The organism is Campylobacter jejuni, assembly GCF_001457695.1.
GTDB classification, from domain to species: domain Bacteria; phylum Campylobacterota; class Campylobacteria; order Campylobacterales; family Campylobacteraceae; genus Campylobacter_D; species Campylobacter_D jejuni.
This window is the reverse complement of sequence record NZ_LN831025.1, coordinates 113139-127250: the sequence shown is the minus strand read 5'-3', so window position 1 is coordinate 127250 and position 14112 is coordinate 113139. Positions and strand designations below refer to the sequence as shown.

Annotated in this window: 18 protein-coding genes and 1 pseudogene; 1 reads left to right on the top strand and 18 read right to left on the bottom strand. The window is 31.6% G+C overall.

What is annotated here, in order from left to right; genetic code table 11:
* Positions 1-295: 295 nt before the first annotated feature.
* Positions 296-565 (bottom strand): hypothetical protein, encoded by a 270-nt coding sequence (locus AT682_RS00625; RefSeq protein WP_002883585.1) that lies wholly within the window; start codon positions 563-565, stop codon positions 296-298.
* Positions 566-652: 87 nt separating this feature from the next.
* Between AT682_RS00625 and AT682_RS09135 the strand changes: the two are divergent.
* Positions 653-798, top strand: a pseudogene (locus tag AT682_RS09135) (peptidase C39); the annotation flags it as partial.
* Positions 799-925: 127 nt separating this feature from the next.
* Here AT682_RS09135 and ybeY read toward each other — a convergent pair.
* The 17 genes from ybeY to atpA form a co-directional block, all read right to left on the bottom strand.
* A complete protein-coding gene (ybeY, locus tag AT682_RS00620) occupies positions 926-1333 on the bottom strand; it encodes an rRNA maturation RNase YbeY (protein ID WP_002883438.1) in 408 nt (135 codons plus the stop codon).
* Positions 1330-1944, bottom strand: coding sequence for a recombination protein RecO (gene recO / locus AT682_RS00615; protein ID WP_002883441.1), 615 nt, complete (start codon positions 1942-1944; stop codon positions 1330-1332). Before recO ends, ybeY begins: the two co-directional genes overlap by 4 nt.
* Entirely contained in the window at positions 1944-2465 is a 522-nt protein-coding gene (locus AT682_RS00610) for a cysteine hydrolase family protein (RefSeq protein WP_002883443.1), read from the bottom strand. Before AT682_RS00610 ends, recO begins: the two co-directional genes overlap by 1 nt.
* Positions 2466-2469: 4 nt before the next feature.
* Positions 2470-3225, bottom strand: coding sequence for a PP-loop family protein (locus AT682_RS00605; RefSeq protein ID WP_002883444.1), 756 nt, complete (start codon positions 3223-3225; stop codon positions 2470-2472).
* A complete protein-coding gene (gene pfs, locus AT682_RS00600; protein WP_002860591.1) occupies positions 3222-3911 on the bottom strand; it encodes an aminodeoxyfutalosine nucleosidase in 690 nt (229 codons plus the stop codon). The genes AT682_RS00605 and pfs overlap by 4 nt, the downstream gene beginning before the upstream one ends.
* Complete coding sequence (fabD, locus tag AT682_RS00595) at positions 3908-4780, bottom strand: ACP S-malonyltransferase (RefSeq protein WP_236017588.1); 873 nt, start codon at positions 4778-4780, stop codon at positions 3908-3910. Before fabD ends, pfs begins: the two co-directional genes overlap by 4 nt.
* 47 nt (positions 4781-4827) lie before the next feature.
* Positions 4828-5400, bottom strand: a complete 573-nt coding sequence (slyD, locus tag AT682_RS00590) for an FKBP-type peptidyl-prolyl cis-trans isomerase (protein ID WP_016818259.1) — start codon at positions 5398-5400, stop codon at positions 4828-4830.
* 14 nt (positions 5401-5414) lie between these two features.
* Complete coding sequence (locus tag AT682_RS00585) at positions 5415-6362, bottom strand: tetratricopeptide repeat protein (RefSeq protein WP_002883043.1); 948 nt, start codon at positions 6360-6362, stop codon at positions 5415-5417.
* Between the two features lie 3 nt (positions 6363-6365).
* Entirely contained in the window at positions 6366-6863 is a 498-nt protein-coding gene (pal, locus tag AT682_RS00580) for a peptidoglycan-associated lipoprotein Pal (protein ID WP_002851617.1), read from the bottom strand.
* A 76-nt stretch (positions 6864-6939) separates the two neighbouring features.
* On the bottom strand, positions 6940-8148 hold the full coding sequence (tolB, locus tag AT682_RS00575; RefSeq protein WP_002883044.1) for a Tol-Pal system protein TolB: 1209 nt from the start codon (positions 8146-8148) through the stop codon (positions 6940-6942).
* 9 nt (positions 8149-8157) lie between these two features.
* A complete protein-coding gene (locus tag AT682_RS00570; RefSeq protein WP_002883045.1) occupies positions 8158-8937 on the bottom strand; it encodes a TonB C-terminal domain-containing protein in 780 nt (259 codons plus the stop codon).
* Between the two features lie 2 nt (positions 8938-8939).
* The gene (locus AT682_RS00565; RefSeq protein WP_002866730.1) at positions 8940-9329 is read right to left on the bottom strand and encodes an ExbD/TolR family protein; all 390 of its coding nucleotides are present in this window, start codon (positions 9327-9329) and stop codon (positions 8940-8942) included.
* 8 nt (positions 9330-9337) lie between these two features.
* Positions 9338-9892: a MotA/TolQ/ExbB proton channel family protein gene (locus tag AT682_RS00560; RefSeq protein WP_002854361.1), complete on the bottom strand. Its 555-nt coding sequence runs from the start codon at positions 9890-9892 to the stop codon at positions 9338-9340.
* Positions 9892-10281 carry an ATP synthase F1 subunit epsilon gene (gene atpC, locus AT682_RS00555; protein WP_002851752.1) on the bottom strand — a complete coding sequence of 130 codons (390 nt, stop codon included), beginning with the start codon at positions 10279-10281 and terminating at the stop codon, positions 9892-9894. The genes AT682_RS00560 and atpC overlap by 1 nt, the downstream gene beginning before the upstream one ends.
* A 3-nt stretch (positions 10282-10284) precedes the next feature.
* Positions 10285-11682: a F0F1 ATP synthase subunit beta gene (atpD, locus tag AT682_RS00550; protein WP_002852005.1), complete on the bottom strand. Its 1398-nt coding sequence runs from the start codon at positions 11680-11682 to the stop codon at positions 10285-10287.
* Positions 11683-11706: 24 nt separating this feature from the next.
* Positions 11707-12591, bottom strand: a complete 885-nt coding sequence (atpG, locus tag AT682_RS00545) for an ATP synthase F1 subunit gamma (protein ID WP_002883047.1) — start codon at positions 12589-12591, stop codon at positions 11707-11709.
* An 8-nt stretch (positions 12592-12599) separates the two neighbouring features.
* Complete coding sequence (gene atpA / locus AT682_RS00540) at positions 12600-14105, bottom strand: F0F1 ATP synthase subunit alpha (RefSeq protein WP_002883048.1); 1506 nt, start codon at positions 14103-14105, stop codon at positions 12600-12602.
* Positions 14106-14112: the final 7 nt, after the last annotated feature.

Here is a 14112-nt window from a genome sequence, read left to right as displayed (position 1 = left end):
TGTAGCAATAAATATAAAATTATAAAAAAGAAAAATCCTATTTTGCTCATAAAAAAACGGTTGCATAAAACATAGAGAAAAAGCAAGATTATCAAAATATTTATGCAAAGTTCTAGTGTGGAAAAATTCATAATTAAAGATTTAAATTTGCTCCTAAAAATATCCATAAAGCTTTGAAAAAATAAAAAACAAAATAAAAGCACCAATAATAAGAAAAATGAGGCAAAAATAACCCTTATCCTTGCAGTAAATAAAATTTTCTATTATTTGAGCAAAAAGATTTTCTAACATAAGCTTATGGACGCCAACCATGAATTCCAATGCCACTATTTATAGGATGTCTTTCTTGATATGCACCCCAAGCTGCGTATCTTATACCCCACATCGCAAGTTGTCTGCCACCATAAACTAAAAGAGGTGCTATCCTACCATCTTGAGAAATAGCTCCACCCTTAACTTGCTTCATCTCATCTAAATTAAGAGCTTTAACCCCTTGAGAATTATCACTTAAAGCACCATTACTAACTTTAGCTAAAAAATCCCCAGCAAAAGCAGAACTTGCCAATAAAGAGCCTAAAATCAATGAGCTTGTTAATTTTTTAACATATAATTCTCCTTTTCTTAACTATTTTACTCTTTATTTGAATAATATCATAAATTATATATTAAAATCAATTTTTTTTATTTGGATAGATATAATAAAGGTGGTTATTCTTTAATTAAAAAAGAACTAAGACCTTTCAAGTAAATACTCCAAAATCTTTACATTTTGATTTCAGCCCTTTTAGTTTGTTTTGATTTTAATTTTATTTAAATCTATATTTATTATTTTTGATTAGAGAGCTAAACTTTTTATCTTAATTATTCTAATCCTTCTTTTTAGAGCCAATTTCTATGATTTGGACGCCGAAATTATTATTTTAGTTCAACCTTCTAAAGTCCTTACAATCAAACTTTTGGGCAAATTAAAATGCTCTATAAGTTCTTTCTCTTTTTCTCTCATTTCTCCATTATCATTTTCATGATCAAAGCCTAGTAAATGAAGCATAGCATGTATAAAAAGCAAGCTTATTTCTTCTTCATAGCTATGCCCTAATTCTTTAGCCTTTTCTTTTGCCAAATCCACATTGATCACAACAGAACCCAAAGGCAAACTCTCATCGATATTTTCAAGCGGAAAAGAAAGCACGTCAGTGGTTTTATCTTGCTTTCTTTGCTCTAAGTTAATTTCTTGCATTTCCTTACTTTCTACAAAAACAAGCTCCACATGCTTAGAGCTTAAAAAACTTGCTATAGGTTCTAAAAAATCACATTTTTCATCACTTAATATCATAAACCTTCCTTAATCAAATGGTATAAATTTTCTATTTCTTCATCATCAAAAATCGCACAATTTTTACTGCTATAAAATTGTTTTAGTTTTTTCTCTTCAAACTCAAATCCTAAAGCGCATTGAGAATGCGAAGGTAAAAAAGCCCTTAACAGTGTAATGGAATTTTGAATTTTCTCATCACAGGCAAAACAAAAAAAATCTTTATGCAATCTTCCTTCAAATTCCAAAATTTTTAAATAAGCATCGACAATGACACGCTTTGGATTTTGTTTTTCAAATCTTTTCACACACTCTTGAAGTAAATCAAAATAAAAACTATCAAGCTCTTCTACATCTTTTAAGTGTCTATATAAAAGACGGATAAATTCTTGCCAAATAAGCATTTTATCCCTTTGCATGATCCATAAAAATCCTAAATGCAACACATCTTTAAGTCTTGGCAAAAAACTAGGATTTTCTTCTAAAGCAAAATCGATTTTATAACCGCTTAAAATACTAGAATGTCTAAGTCCATAAAAACGATAAACCTTAATAAGCATTTTAGGACTTAAAATATAAACGATCAAATCCTCATCTTTAACTTTTTGAGTATGGAGTATAAAGCCTTGCATTAAACAATTTCAATACCATAAGCTCTAAGTAGATCAAAAGCAGATTTTTCTAAATTTTTATCAAAACTTGCACTTAAATTTTGGTGTAAAATTATCCTTGCATTAGGCTTAGCACCAAAAGCTAAAATGATATTACAAAACACACAAATATGAGAAACAAGCCCTGCAAAATGAAGTTCTTCATAATCACTTTTTTGTATGAAATTAGCTAATTCTAAGCTACCAAAAGTATTTTTATAAAAAATTTTATGAGCTTTTTGTAAAAAAGGTTCAAATTCCTTTGGCATTTGCCAACCCAAACTCTCTTTAATGCAATGTTTTACAGGTAAATTTAAACCTTCTTTACTTTGTAGATAATGCTCATCATGCGTATCATAGGTTAAAAGCAAATGCGTGTTATTAAAATCGATTTGATTTAAGGCTTTAAGAATATTTTCTTTGATCTTTAAAGCCTTATCAAAACCTAAACTTCCATCAATAAAATCATTTTGATAATCCACTAAAACAAAAGCTTTTTTCATGCTTTTATGCCTTTTGAAGCCAAAAACTCTCCGTGTGTAAATTGGCAAAAGCGGTTTTTAAACTTGTAAAAAGCTTAGGATGATCTTTTTCTAAATTTGCTAAAAGCTGTTTAGCTTCTTCTCTAGCGTGTGGAAATTTTACATTTTTTTCACTGAGTTTCATACCAGGACAAAATTCATTTCCTATCACGCTAAGTTCATTTTGCGTAGCATTATCTCTAAGCTGTCTTTCACGCACAAAAATCAAAGGGCGTATCACAGTTATACCGCGTTTGCTTTGATAAATAGGCACTAAGGTTCTTAAAGCTCCATTATGAATAAAATTCATAAAAAAGCTTTCTGCTGCATCATCTAAATGATGGGCTATAGCAAGCTTGTTAAAACCTTTTTCAAGAGCGTAAGTATATAAAGCTCCACGACGCATTCTCGAAAAATAACTACAAAAACTTGAATTTTCTCTTATGGTATCGCCTGAAACTTCATAAATATTTGAATCAAGCACGCTATGTTTAATGCCGTGTTCTTCACAATGTGCATGAAGCCCTGAATAATCCTCGCCCATACCATAACTCAAAGTTACCGCTTCAAATTCAAATTTAAAAGGAGCGTGAGCTTGCATACGATTTAAAAGATGGGCTAAAGCCAAAGAATCTTTCCCGCCGCTAAGCCCTAAAAGAACCCTATCTCCATCTTTAATAAGTCCAAATTTAGCATTAGCTTGTGCAACTTGGCGTATGAGTTTTTTGCTAAGATTTATCATAATTTCTCGCACATTTTAAGCACAAAATTGGCTGAAATTTTAGCTGAATTGATCACAAACTCATCAAAATCAAATTCAGCCTTTTCCCCTGCTTTATCACTCATAGCTCTTAAGATAAAACAAGGCACCTTTAAAGCATCACAAACCAAAGCCACACTTGCGCCTTCCATTTCACAAGCATCCGCATTGAAAATTTCTCTAATTTTTGCTTTTTTTGCTTCATCGCAAATAAACTCATCACCCGTTGCAATAATACCTGCACGCAGTTTGATATTTAATTCCTTAGCAACTTCTAAAGCAAGATTGTTTAATTTCTCATCGGTTTTGATAAAAATTTCATTACCTGGAACAAAACCCAAAGGATGCCCAAAAGCAGTAATATCAAGATCGTATTGGGCTAATTTTGTTGCATAAAGCAAATCGCCAATTTCAAGTTCAGGATTAAAAGCACCTGCAACGCCCGTAAAAAGCAACACTTGTGCGCCAAATTTTTCTATCATCACGCTGGCACTAAGAGTAGAATTTACCTTGCCGATTTTAGAATACGCTAAAACAAGTTCATGGTTTTTATACTTTGCAAAATAATAAGTATTGTTAGCGTGTTCTATTTTCGTATAATCTTTAAGTGTTTCAAGTAAAGGAGTGATTTCTTCACTCATGGCTCCTAAAATTGCTATTTTCATCATACAACCTTTAAAAATTCATCAATATCATTCATATTTGTTAAAGCATAAGTTTCTTTTGAAGTGATTTTTTTATTTAAACCCTTAAGCACACTTGCGCCAAATTCTATGAAATAATCTACTTCATTTTCACATGCCTTAATGCTTTGTTTATAAAGCACAGGAGAGATAAGTTGTGCTTTTAAAAGTTCAAGGGCTTCTTCTTTGCTTGTATAAATTTTAGCATTTACATTAGAAATTACGGCTTTAAAATTTGGTTTTAATACCTTTTCAAGCTCCACACAAAGCTTAGCTGAAGCATTTTCCAAAAGAGGACAATGACTTGCCACGCTCATATTTAAAAGCATAGCTCTTTTAGCTCCTGCTTCTTTAAATACACTTTCATAACTTGCTAAATCAGGTTTTAAACCTGCTACAACGATTTGTCCATTGCAGTTATAATTTGCAGCGAAAATTTGCTTGTTTTCTTTTTGTGCTTTTTGGCAAAGCTCTTCAACCTTTTCATCATCAAGCCCTAAAACCACCATCATACCCGCTTCAACTTTTGCACAATCTTCTTGCATAAAAAGCCCTCTTTTATTGACCAAAGAAAGAGCCTCTAAAAAATCAAAAGCACCATTGACAGCTAAGGCTGAAAATTCTCCCAAAGAATGCCCTAAAGCAAATTTCGAACTTAAATCAGGTTTTTTTTCAAGTAAAACACTATAAGCCATTAAAGAATTTAAAACGATGGCGGGTTGAGTAAATTCACTTTGATTGAGTTTTTCGTTTTCTTCAAAAAGCAAATGTTTAAAATCAATCTTACAAAAATCACTTGCGTTTTGAAGGAGTTCTTTAGCTTTTATAGAGTTTTCATAAAAATCTTTTCCCATGCCAAGACTTTGCGAGCCTTGACCTGGAAATATAAACGCAACATTCATTAATGACAACCACCGCCACCGCCACCGCCACAGCAACCGCCACCGCCGTGTCCATGTCCGTGATGATGATCGTGTCCATGCCCGCTTCCACAACCACAACTATGACTTCCTGCGATAATACCTGTAAGAATTTCGTCTTCGCTCGCAGCTCTAGCATCTATAATATTTAAAGAAAAAAGCAAATCGCGACCCGCATAAGGGTGATTATAATCAATTGTCACATCATTTTCACCGATTTCTTTTACAGTTACACGAACGGTTTCACCATTTTCACCTTCGCCAAAAAGCTCCATGCCTACTTTTAAATCAATACCTGCAAATTGCTCTTTTGGCAAAGTTTGAACCGCATTTTCATCGTATTCGCCTAAACCTTTTTCTTTTTTAATTACCACATCGGCATTGCTAGGGCAATCAAGCTTCATCACTTCTTCTTCTAAGCTTTCTAAAATCTGACCTTTGCCTAAAATAAAAGAAATAGGTTGAGAATATAAATTTGATTCTAAAACTTCATTTGTATTTGCATCTTTTAACTCATAAAACATTGAAACTACACTATTTTTTTCTATAGCCATTTTATCTCCTTAATTTATTTTCTATTAGGTGAAGCTTTTGCTTCGGGTGAATTTGGATAATTAGTTTTTAAAGCTTTATAAAAACCATTTGCTGTTTTTGTATCACCTGTTTTATCCAATGAAATAGCAGTATGATATAAAAGTTTTGGGAAATAATCTCCTTTTGTACTCAAAGAAGAACTTTTTTTATAATAAACAATAGCATTGTTATAATTTTTTTGTTTATACTCGATCTCCCCTAACCAAAAATTTGCTCTTGCAGGTTTATACTGCTTTGTTATGAGAAAATTTAATTTTGCTTTGGAATCTTCAAAAGCATTTTTATCAACATCTTTTATCGCTAATTCTAAAATTTCATTATTTTTTTTCTTTTTCCAAGATTCATCAATTTGTTTTGCTTTATCATCTTGGGTATTTTGAGTATTATTGTTTTCAATGGTACTATTTGAATCTGTAGTTGAAACAACAACACTAGGTGTAATAGTTTTAACGCTTAAATTTGCATCATTTAATTCGTTTTTAGAAACATAATTTGCATTAATAGCATCTACTAAAGAACTAAGTTCGGCTAAAACTTTTTTTACTTGCTTATTATTAGCTTCTTGAATTTTTCTACTTTCTTCAACATAAGCCTTTAATTTTTGAATTTCACTAGTAAAATTATTTTCAATATTTTGATTATTCTCTTCAACTTGACTTAATCTAGAATTTGATTTAGCATATTGAGAATTTATACCTTCTAAAGTGCTTTGTAAACCCTCGATTCTTTCGTTAATTTCATTAATTCTAGCATTTGTTTGTATATTTTCATTATTTAAATTATCTAACTTTTCTTTAAATAATTTTTCATTTGAAGTTAAACCATAAGAAGAATCGCTTGTTATATCTCCTGCACCAAAAGCTGAGCTTTCTGCATAAAGTAAAGTAGCTCCAAGAAGAGCTACTGTGAATATTTTTTTCATTAATTATCTTGATAATTTAAATTCAGCACGTCTGTTTTGCGCATCGCAAGCTTTAGTTTTTTCAGTACACACAGGATTTGTTTCTCCATAGCTTTTAACAGCAATTCTATCAGCATTTACACCTTTAGCAATTAAAGCTTCTTTTACAGCTTTTGCTCTTTTTAAACCTAGAGCTTGGTTATATTCATCGGTTCCCCACTCATCGCAGTTTCCTTCAACAGTAATACTTACACCGCTTACTTCAGTGTTAAAGATATTAGCATTTGTGCTTACAACATTTTGCATATCAGGACGAATGTTGAATTTATCAAAATCAAAATATACTTTATTTAAAGTATCATTAAGTTGAGAAATTTTTGAATCAATATCCCAACCATCACTTCCACCTGAACCACGATTTGAATCAACGCTACTATCACCGCTTACACTAGTGCTTTTTGTGCTACAACCACTAATAACAACTGCAAGAGCTGCAATTGAAGTAAAAAGAATTTTTTTCATTTATGACCTTTCAAAGTTAATAAATTCTTACTATTATACCTAATTTTTAATTAATTTTAACCTAAAATTGAAATTTTTACCAATCAATTGATTGAATTTTTCCAACCCTAAGAGGAAAATAAAAAGTCTTATTTGCATTTACACGAATAACACCTAAAGCACTTTGCGCACCTAAATATTTGATAAATACTATACTTCCACCGTCACTAGAAAATCTTGGAAATAAATTTTTTCCATTTGCTGTAAGTTGACGAATATAATCACTATTAATTGACATCAAATAAATATTAAAAACACCTGCTTGATTTGGTTCACGACTTGAATAAACCAAAAAATCTTTATAAGTCGAAACAGCCGAATTGTTTCTACCATGAAAAACAACTTGTTCAGCACTATTACTATTTAAATCTTGCATAAAAATATTAGGATATCCTAAACGATCGCTTACAAATACCACTTTACTATCATCTAAGCCAATAAAATTTCCATTAACATCAATACCAGAATAATTAGTTAATTGTGTTAGATTTTTAGTATTTAAGTCATATAAATAAACATCAGGCTGATCTTTTGGAGCCATGGTAACAAGTAGTTTACTTCCATCTACACTCACATCACTTGCTACAACCATACCGCCGCTTGATAAAATTTTACTAGCTTTATTGGTATTTAAATCATAACGGTATAAAGTTGGCTTATCATGATCATAAGCTGTATAATAAAATAGAGTTTGTTCTTTATTTCCCCATTTTGGAAATAAATTAAGCCCGCCATCAACAATAACTTTTTGATAAGTTAAAGTATAATCAGCCATAATAATTTGACTTTTTTTAGAGCTAGAATTTCTCGCGATCAAAATTTTATGATCCATCCAATCAACAGGTGCAAGTCCTAACGCATTTACAGAAGCTTTGACGCTTTTATGTGCCAAAAATGGATATTGCTCTAAACCATTTAAAGTATAAGTTTGCTCTGACTTATCAGAACCGCCAGCTTTTATTTTTACATTTAAACTCAAAGTGTTACCATTTTTATTTAAAGCGTATTCAAAAGTATAATTACTTGTCTCAGTTGCATTAGCAACAACTTCAAAGTTTGAACTTACTTTCAAATCGTTCACAATGATATTATAAAAGCTTTTCTTTAAATTCTCATCACTTAAATTTGAATTGTCTTTAACAATAATCTTTGGTAAAACTACACCAGAATTAACAACATCAATCACTGGATCTTCTGCCCAAAGACTTCCTAAAAAGACTAAAAAAATTGCTACAATTTTTTTCATTTTTTTCTCCTAATCATTTTTAACTTTTGCTTCATCTCTTAAATTCATGGTAATGCTTATATTTTTATTTTGCGGAGGATAAGTAATAAATTTACCTTTTTGACTTTCTAAAAATTCAGCCACTTTAGCATCATATAAAGGATTCCCACTTTTTTCAACTGAAGTATAGCCAAATTTTCCATTTTCATCAATAAAAATTTTTACCTTAACAGAAATTTTTTCACTATTTGGATAATACTGAGTCCATCTTTGAGTGATAATACGCACAACTTTCCCTAAAAATTCATCATAAATTCCAATCTTTTGCGCCTTTGTGCTTTCGCCTTGCGTTGAACTTTCTTCTTGAAGTAAACTATCATTAAGTTGTTTTACAAGTTCGGAAGTTTGAGGTTTTGGGGCACTAGAAATTCCTGATTTAGCACTTGATTGAATTTTTGTAGTCTTTTCTTCTTGTATTTCTTTAATATTTCCAAAAAGCTCATTAAAATTACTTGCCTTTTGGTCAATATCTTCAGTTTTAACTGTTTTATTTGTAGTCTGAGCAAAAAGCTTTTCTATATCAATTTGCTCTGTTGGTTTTTGTATTTCTTTAGGAGTGTTACTTTGAGTAATAACTTGTTTTGATGGTTCAGCAAGTTCAATATCTACAAAACTATCTTTTATATCGGTATATTGTATAGCAGGTTCAACCTCGCTTACAAGTCTAAAAAAAACAAGAATTACTATACTAATATATATTGCTAAAGCAAGTAAAAACGAATTTAAATTACTCAAACCATAATTTTTCATGATTATTCAGTCTGTAAAGCAACTTTATTAAATCCTAAATTTTTTACACTTCTTAAGACTGAAATAACATCGTCATATTTTAAGCTTTTATCAGCGCGTATAAAAACCGGATCTTCGGTATTAAATTGTGCTTTTCTTTGAGCAAGATTGTCAGCAAAACTTATAAAATCGTATTTTTCTTGATTTAAAAAAATTTCTTTTTTTGCATTAATACTAATAATTAAACTCTTAACAGTTGGAGCGCTAGTATTTTTTTGACTACCTTGTGGAAGATTAATTTTTTCTTCATAAGTAATGCTTGGAGCTGTTACCATTAAAATCGCAAGCAATACAAGCATAATATCTACTAAAGGTGTGATATTAAGCTCAGGTTTTTCATCATCAAATGGCATTTTTAACCTTATTTACTCGAACTTATAACTTTAATCTCGCTATCAATAATGCTTAAAAGTTCGAAAGCTTTTCTTTTAATGATGAGATGAAATGTATAAGCAGGAATTGCTACTAAAATACCACAACCTGTAGCAACTAAAGCCTCGCTGATTTTAGGAGCTATGATACTTAAAGAATTTTGAGTTCCAAGCCCACCAAAAGTTTCAAGTATAGAAATAACCGTCCCAAAAAGACCTATAAAAGGTGAAGTTGAAGCAATAATACTAAGCCAAGTAAGTCCAGCAGAAGCGCGGCGACTTGCTAAATTTTTATAGATTTCTAAATGATTTGAAGTTGTATCATTGCATTTTCTTAAAATCGAATCAGTACGACTTAAATCCTTCTCACCCAAGAGCAAAGTTTCTAAACTTTCTTTTTCCTTATTTCTCCATGTAGCCAAATAAGTCAATCTAGCAAACAAAATACTAAATGCTAAAATAAAATATAAAGAAAGCCATAATAAAACTATATAAGTAATAATACTTGAACTATTGAAAAAATGAAATATAGCTTCAAAATTCATTAATGCATCCTTGCATTATCAAGTTTTGAAAAAGTTGCTGCTAAAGCTGCATTATCAGAACTCATAGATTTAATCAAATCTTTTGCTTGAGCAAGATTTTTTTCAATCTCACTTTCATCACTTCCACAAACCCAAACCGCACCCTTTGCTAACACGCAAATCTTATCTTCATCTACCTTTGCGTGTCCAGCATCAATAGCAATTAATTCATGGTTTAAATCAGCTTTTTCAATATCAATTACTCCAGATTTTAAAGAAGAAACCAAAGCAGCATGTCCTTTAAGCACGCCAAATTCTCCTTCACTACCTGGTAAAGTAACAGATTTTACTTCTCCTTGATAGATTACACCCAAAGGCGTAACTATCTCGAAATTAATCAAATCGTTCATAAATTAACCTTTTAATTTATCCGCTTTTGCAATAGCTTCATCTATATTTCCAACCATATAGAAAGCATTTTCTGGCAAATGATCATATTTACCTTCTAAAATTCCTTTAAATCCTGCTATTGTATCTTCAAGGCTTATATATTTTCCTGGGCTACCTGTGAAAACTTCTGCAACGAAAAATGGTTGTGATAAGAATTTTTCAATCTTTCTTGCTCTTTCAACTACAAGTTTATCCTCTTCACTAAGCTCATCCATACCTAAAATGGCAATGATATCTTGTAAATCTTTGTATTTTTGAAGTACTGATTGAACACCACGAGCAACTTTATAATGTTCTTCTCCAATGATATTTGGATCAAGCATTCTTGAAGTTGAATCAAGTGGGTCAACTGCAGGATAAATACCCTTTTCAGCAATAGCTCTATTTAAAACTGTTGTAGCATCTAAGTGAGCAAAAACAGTTGCTGGAGCTGGGTCGGTTAAGTCATCAGCTGGAACATAAACAGCTTGAACTGAAGTGATTGAGCCTTTTTTAGTTGAAGTAATTCTTTCTTGGAATTTACCCATTTCACTTGCTAGGGTTGGTTGATAACCCACAGCTGATGGAATTCTTCCTAAAAGTGCTGACATTTCAGAACCTGATTGTGAAAATCTAAAGATATTATCAATAAACATAAGCACATCAAGACCCATTTCATCTCTAAAATACTCAGCCATTGTTAAACCTGTTAAAGCAATACGATTTCTTGCTCCTGGTGGTTCATTCATTTGTCCATAACATAGAGCAACTTTGTCTAAAACATTACTTTCTTTCATTTCATTATAAAGGTCATTTCCTTCACGAGTTCTCTCACCCACACCTGCAAATACAGAATAGCCGCTATGCTTAAATGCAACATTGTGAATAAGCTCCATAATAATAACAGTTTTACCAACACCTGCACCACCAAAAAGACCTACTTTACCACCTTTTGCATAAGGAGCAAGCAAATCTACAACTTTAATCCCTGTTTCAAAAATCTCACTTTTTGTGCTTTGATCTTCAAAAGCTGGCGGATCTCTATGAATTGCCCATTTTTTATCAAAAGAAATTTCTTCACCTTCATCGATCAAATCTCCAGTAACATTGAAAATTCTTCCTAAAACTTTCTCACCAACAGGAACACTAATAGGAGCACCTAAAGCCTCAGCTTTTAAGCCCCTTACCAAACCATCTGTCATATCCATAGCAATAGTTCTAACTCTATTATCTCCTAAATGAGCTGCTACTTCTAAAACAAGTTTATGTTTTTTTCCTTCGCTTTCAAAATTTACAACAATTGCTTCATTAATTTGAGGTAAATAGTCGTTAAAATCTACATCAACAACCGGACCTAATACCTGTGAAATAAATCCTTGCATTATTTATCTTCTCCTTAAAATTTACTATTTCATTGATTCAACACCACTGATAATTTCTATAAGCTCAGTGGTAATGGATTCTTGTCTTGCTTTGTTATAAGCTAAATTTAGTTGTTTCACCCTTGCCTTTGCGTTATTAGTTGCATTATCCATAGCTTGCATTCTTGCACTATGCTCTGCCGCCAAAGAATCGATTAATGCATAGTACATATTATACTCAAAATATGTTTTCATTAAATCTTCTAAAAGCTCAGTTCCTTCCGGTTCAAGCTCTAAAAGAGAATTATGAGTCTGTTCAATACTCTTTGACTCAACTGGAATAAGATGATTAATTTTAAGTTCTTGGGTAATCATATTTTTATAACCATTATGAACTAAAATCACTTCATCTGTATTTCCATTTAAAAAATCATCTACAGCAGCATGAATTACTTCACATGCTTTCTCATAATCAGGACTAGAACTAAGATGGAAATATTTCTCTAACAATTCTATTTTTTGAAAATTAAAATATTCAATTCCAGTTTTACCTATAGCTCTAAGACGAATATTAATATTTTTTGCTTCATATTCTTTTAGCATTTCACTTACTGTTTTTAAAGTCTTAATATTAAAACCACCACATAAGCCTTTATCTGCAGTGATAAATATTAAATCTATGGTTTTAATTTGTTCTTTTTTATGAAACAAAGATAAACGCACATCATCTTCATTGTGAACAATTTTATTGATCTGAAATGAAATTTCACTCAAAATTTCATCGATTTTTTGTGCATAAATTTTTGATCTTTTAGCTGCTTCTTCTGCTTTTTTTAACTTAGCAGTAGAAACTAGCTTCATAGCATTTGTAGTCTTTTGAGTGTTATGAACACTTTTAATTTTTCTTTTAATTTCTTTTAAATTAGACATAAAAGACCTTATAAATGATTTGCTTTAAACTCATTAATGGCTTTAGCTAGTTTTTCTTCCAAATCAGAATCTAAAGCTTTTTTAGAGCGAATTTGCTCAAAAATATCTGGATGTTTTGCCTCAATAAAAGGATAAATTCCATCTTCAAATTCCTTAATTCTAGAAACAGCAATATCATCTAAGAAACCTTTGGTTCCTGCAAAAATTAAAACTACTTGTTTTTCAACGCTAAGCGGAGAATAAGGTGGTTGTTTTAAGAGTTCAACCATTCTTTGTCCACGTTCAAGTTGTTTTCTACTTGCCTCATCTAAATCACTAGCAAATTGTGCAAAAGCTTGAAGCTCTCTATATTGAGCAAGGTCAAGTCTTAATGTGCCTGAAACTTGTTTTGTAGCTTTAATTTGAGCAGCCCCACCTACACGAGATACTGATAAACCAACATTAATTGCAGGACGAATTCCTGAGTTAAATAAATCAGTTTCTAAGAAAATTTGTCCATCTGTAATTGAAATAACATTAGTTGGAATATAAGCAGAAACATCTCCTGCTTGTGTTTCAATTATCGGCAATGCCGTCAAAGAACCAGCACCTAATTCATCATTTAGCTTGCTTGCTCTTTCAAGCAATCTTGAATGAAGGTAAAAAACATCGCCTGGATAAGCTTCACGACCTGGAGGACGACGTAAAATCAAAGACATTTCGCGATAAGCTACAGCATGCTTGCTCAAATCATCATAAACAATTAAAGCATGTTTTGCGTTATCTCTAAAAAATTCACCCATGGTTACACCAGTATATGGAGCTAAGTACTGTAAAGCCGCAGGATCTGAAGCACCGGCATTTACAACAATAGTATATTCCATAGCACCATGTTCTTCTAGTCTTTTAACCACTTGTGCCACTGTACTTTGCTTTTGACCAATTGCAACATATATACAGATAACTCCTTGACCTCTTTGAGATATAATAGCATCAACAGCAACAGTAGTTTTACCTGTTTGTCTATCGCCTATGATAAGCTCTCTTTGACCACGACCAATTGGCACAAGTGCATCAATAGCTTTAATTCCTGTATGTAAAGGCTCATGAACACTTTTTCTCGCCATAATACCTTTTGCTTTTTCTTCAACAAAACGATATTCATTAGCATTGATCACACCTTTAGCATCAATTGGCTCACCTAAAGCATTTACAACACGGCCAATCAAAGCCTCACCTACTGGAACTTTAAGTAATTTCTTAAGTCTTTTTACAGAAGCACCTTCTTTTAAACCTTCTCCTTTTCCAAGTATAACAATACCTACACTCGACTCTTCAAGGTTTAAGGCCATTCCTTTATCACCATTTTCAAATTCTACCATTTCTCCAGCCATAATATTCTTAAGTCCATATACCTTAGCAACACCATCAGCTACAGAAATAATCTTTCCTGTTTCTTCAATTTCAAGATTTAAATCAAAATTTTCAATTCTTTCTTTGATTATTGAACTGATCTCATCAGCTTTAAATTTCATTTACTTT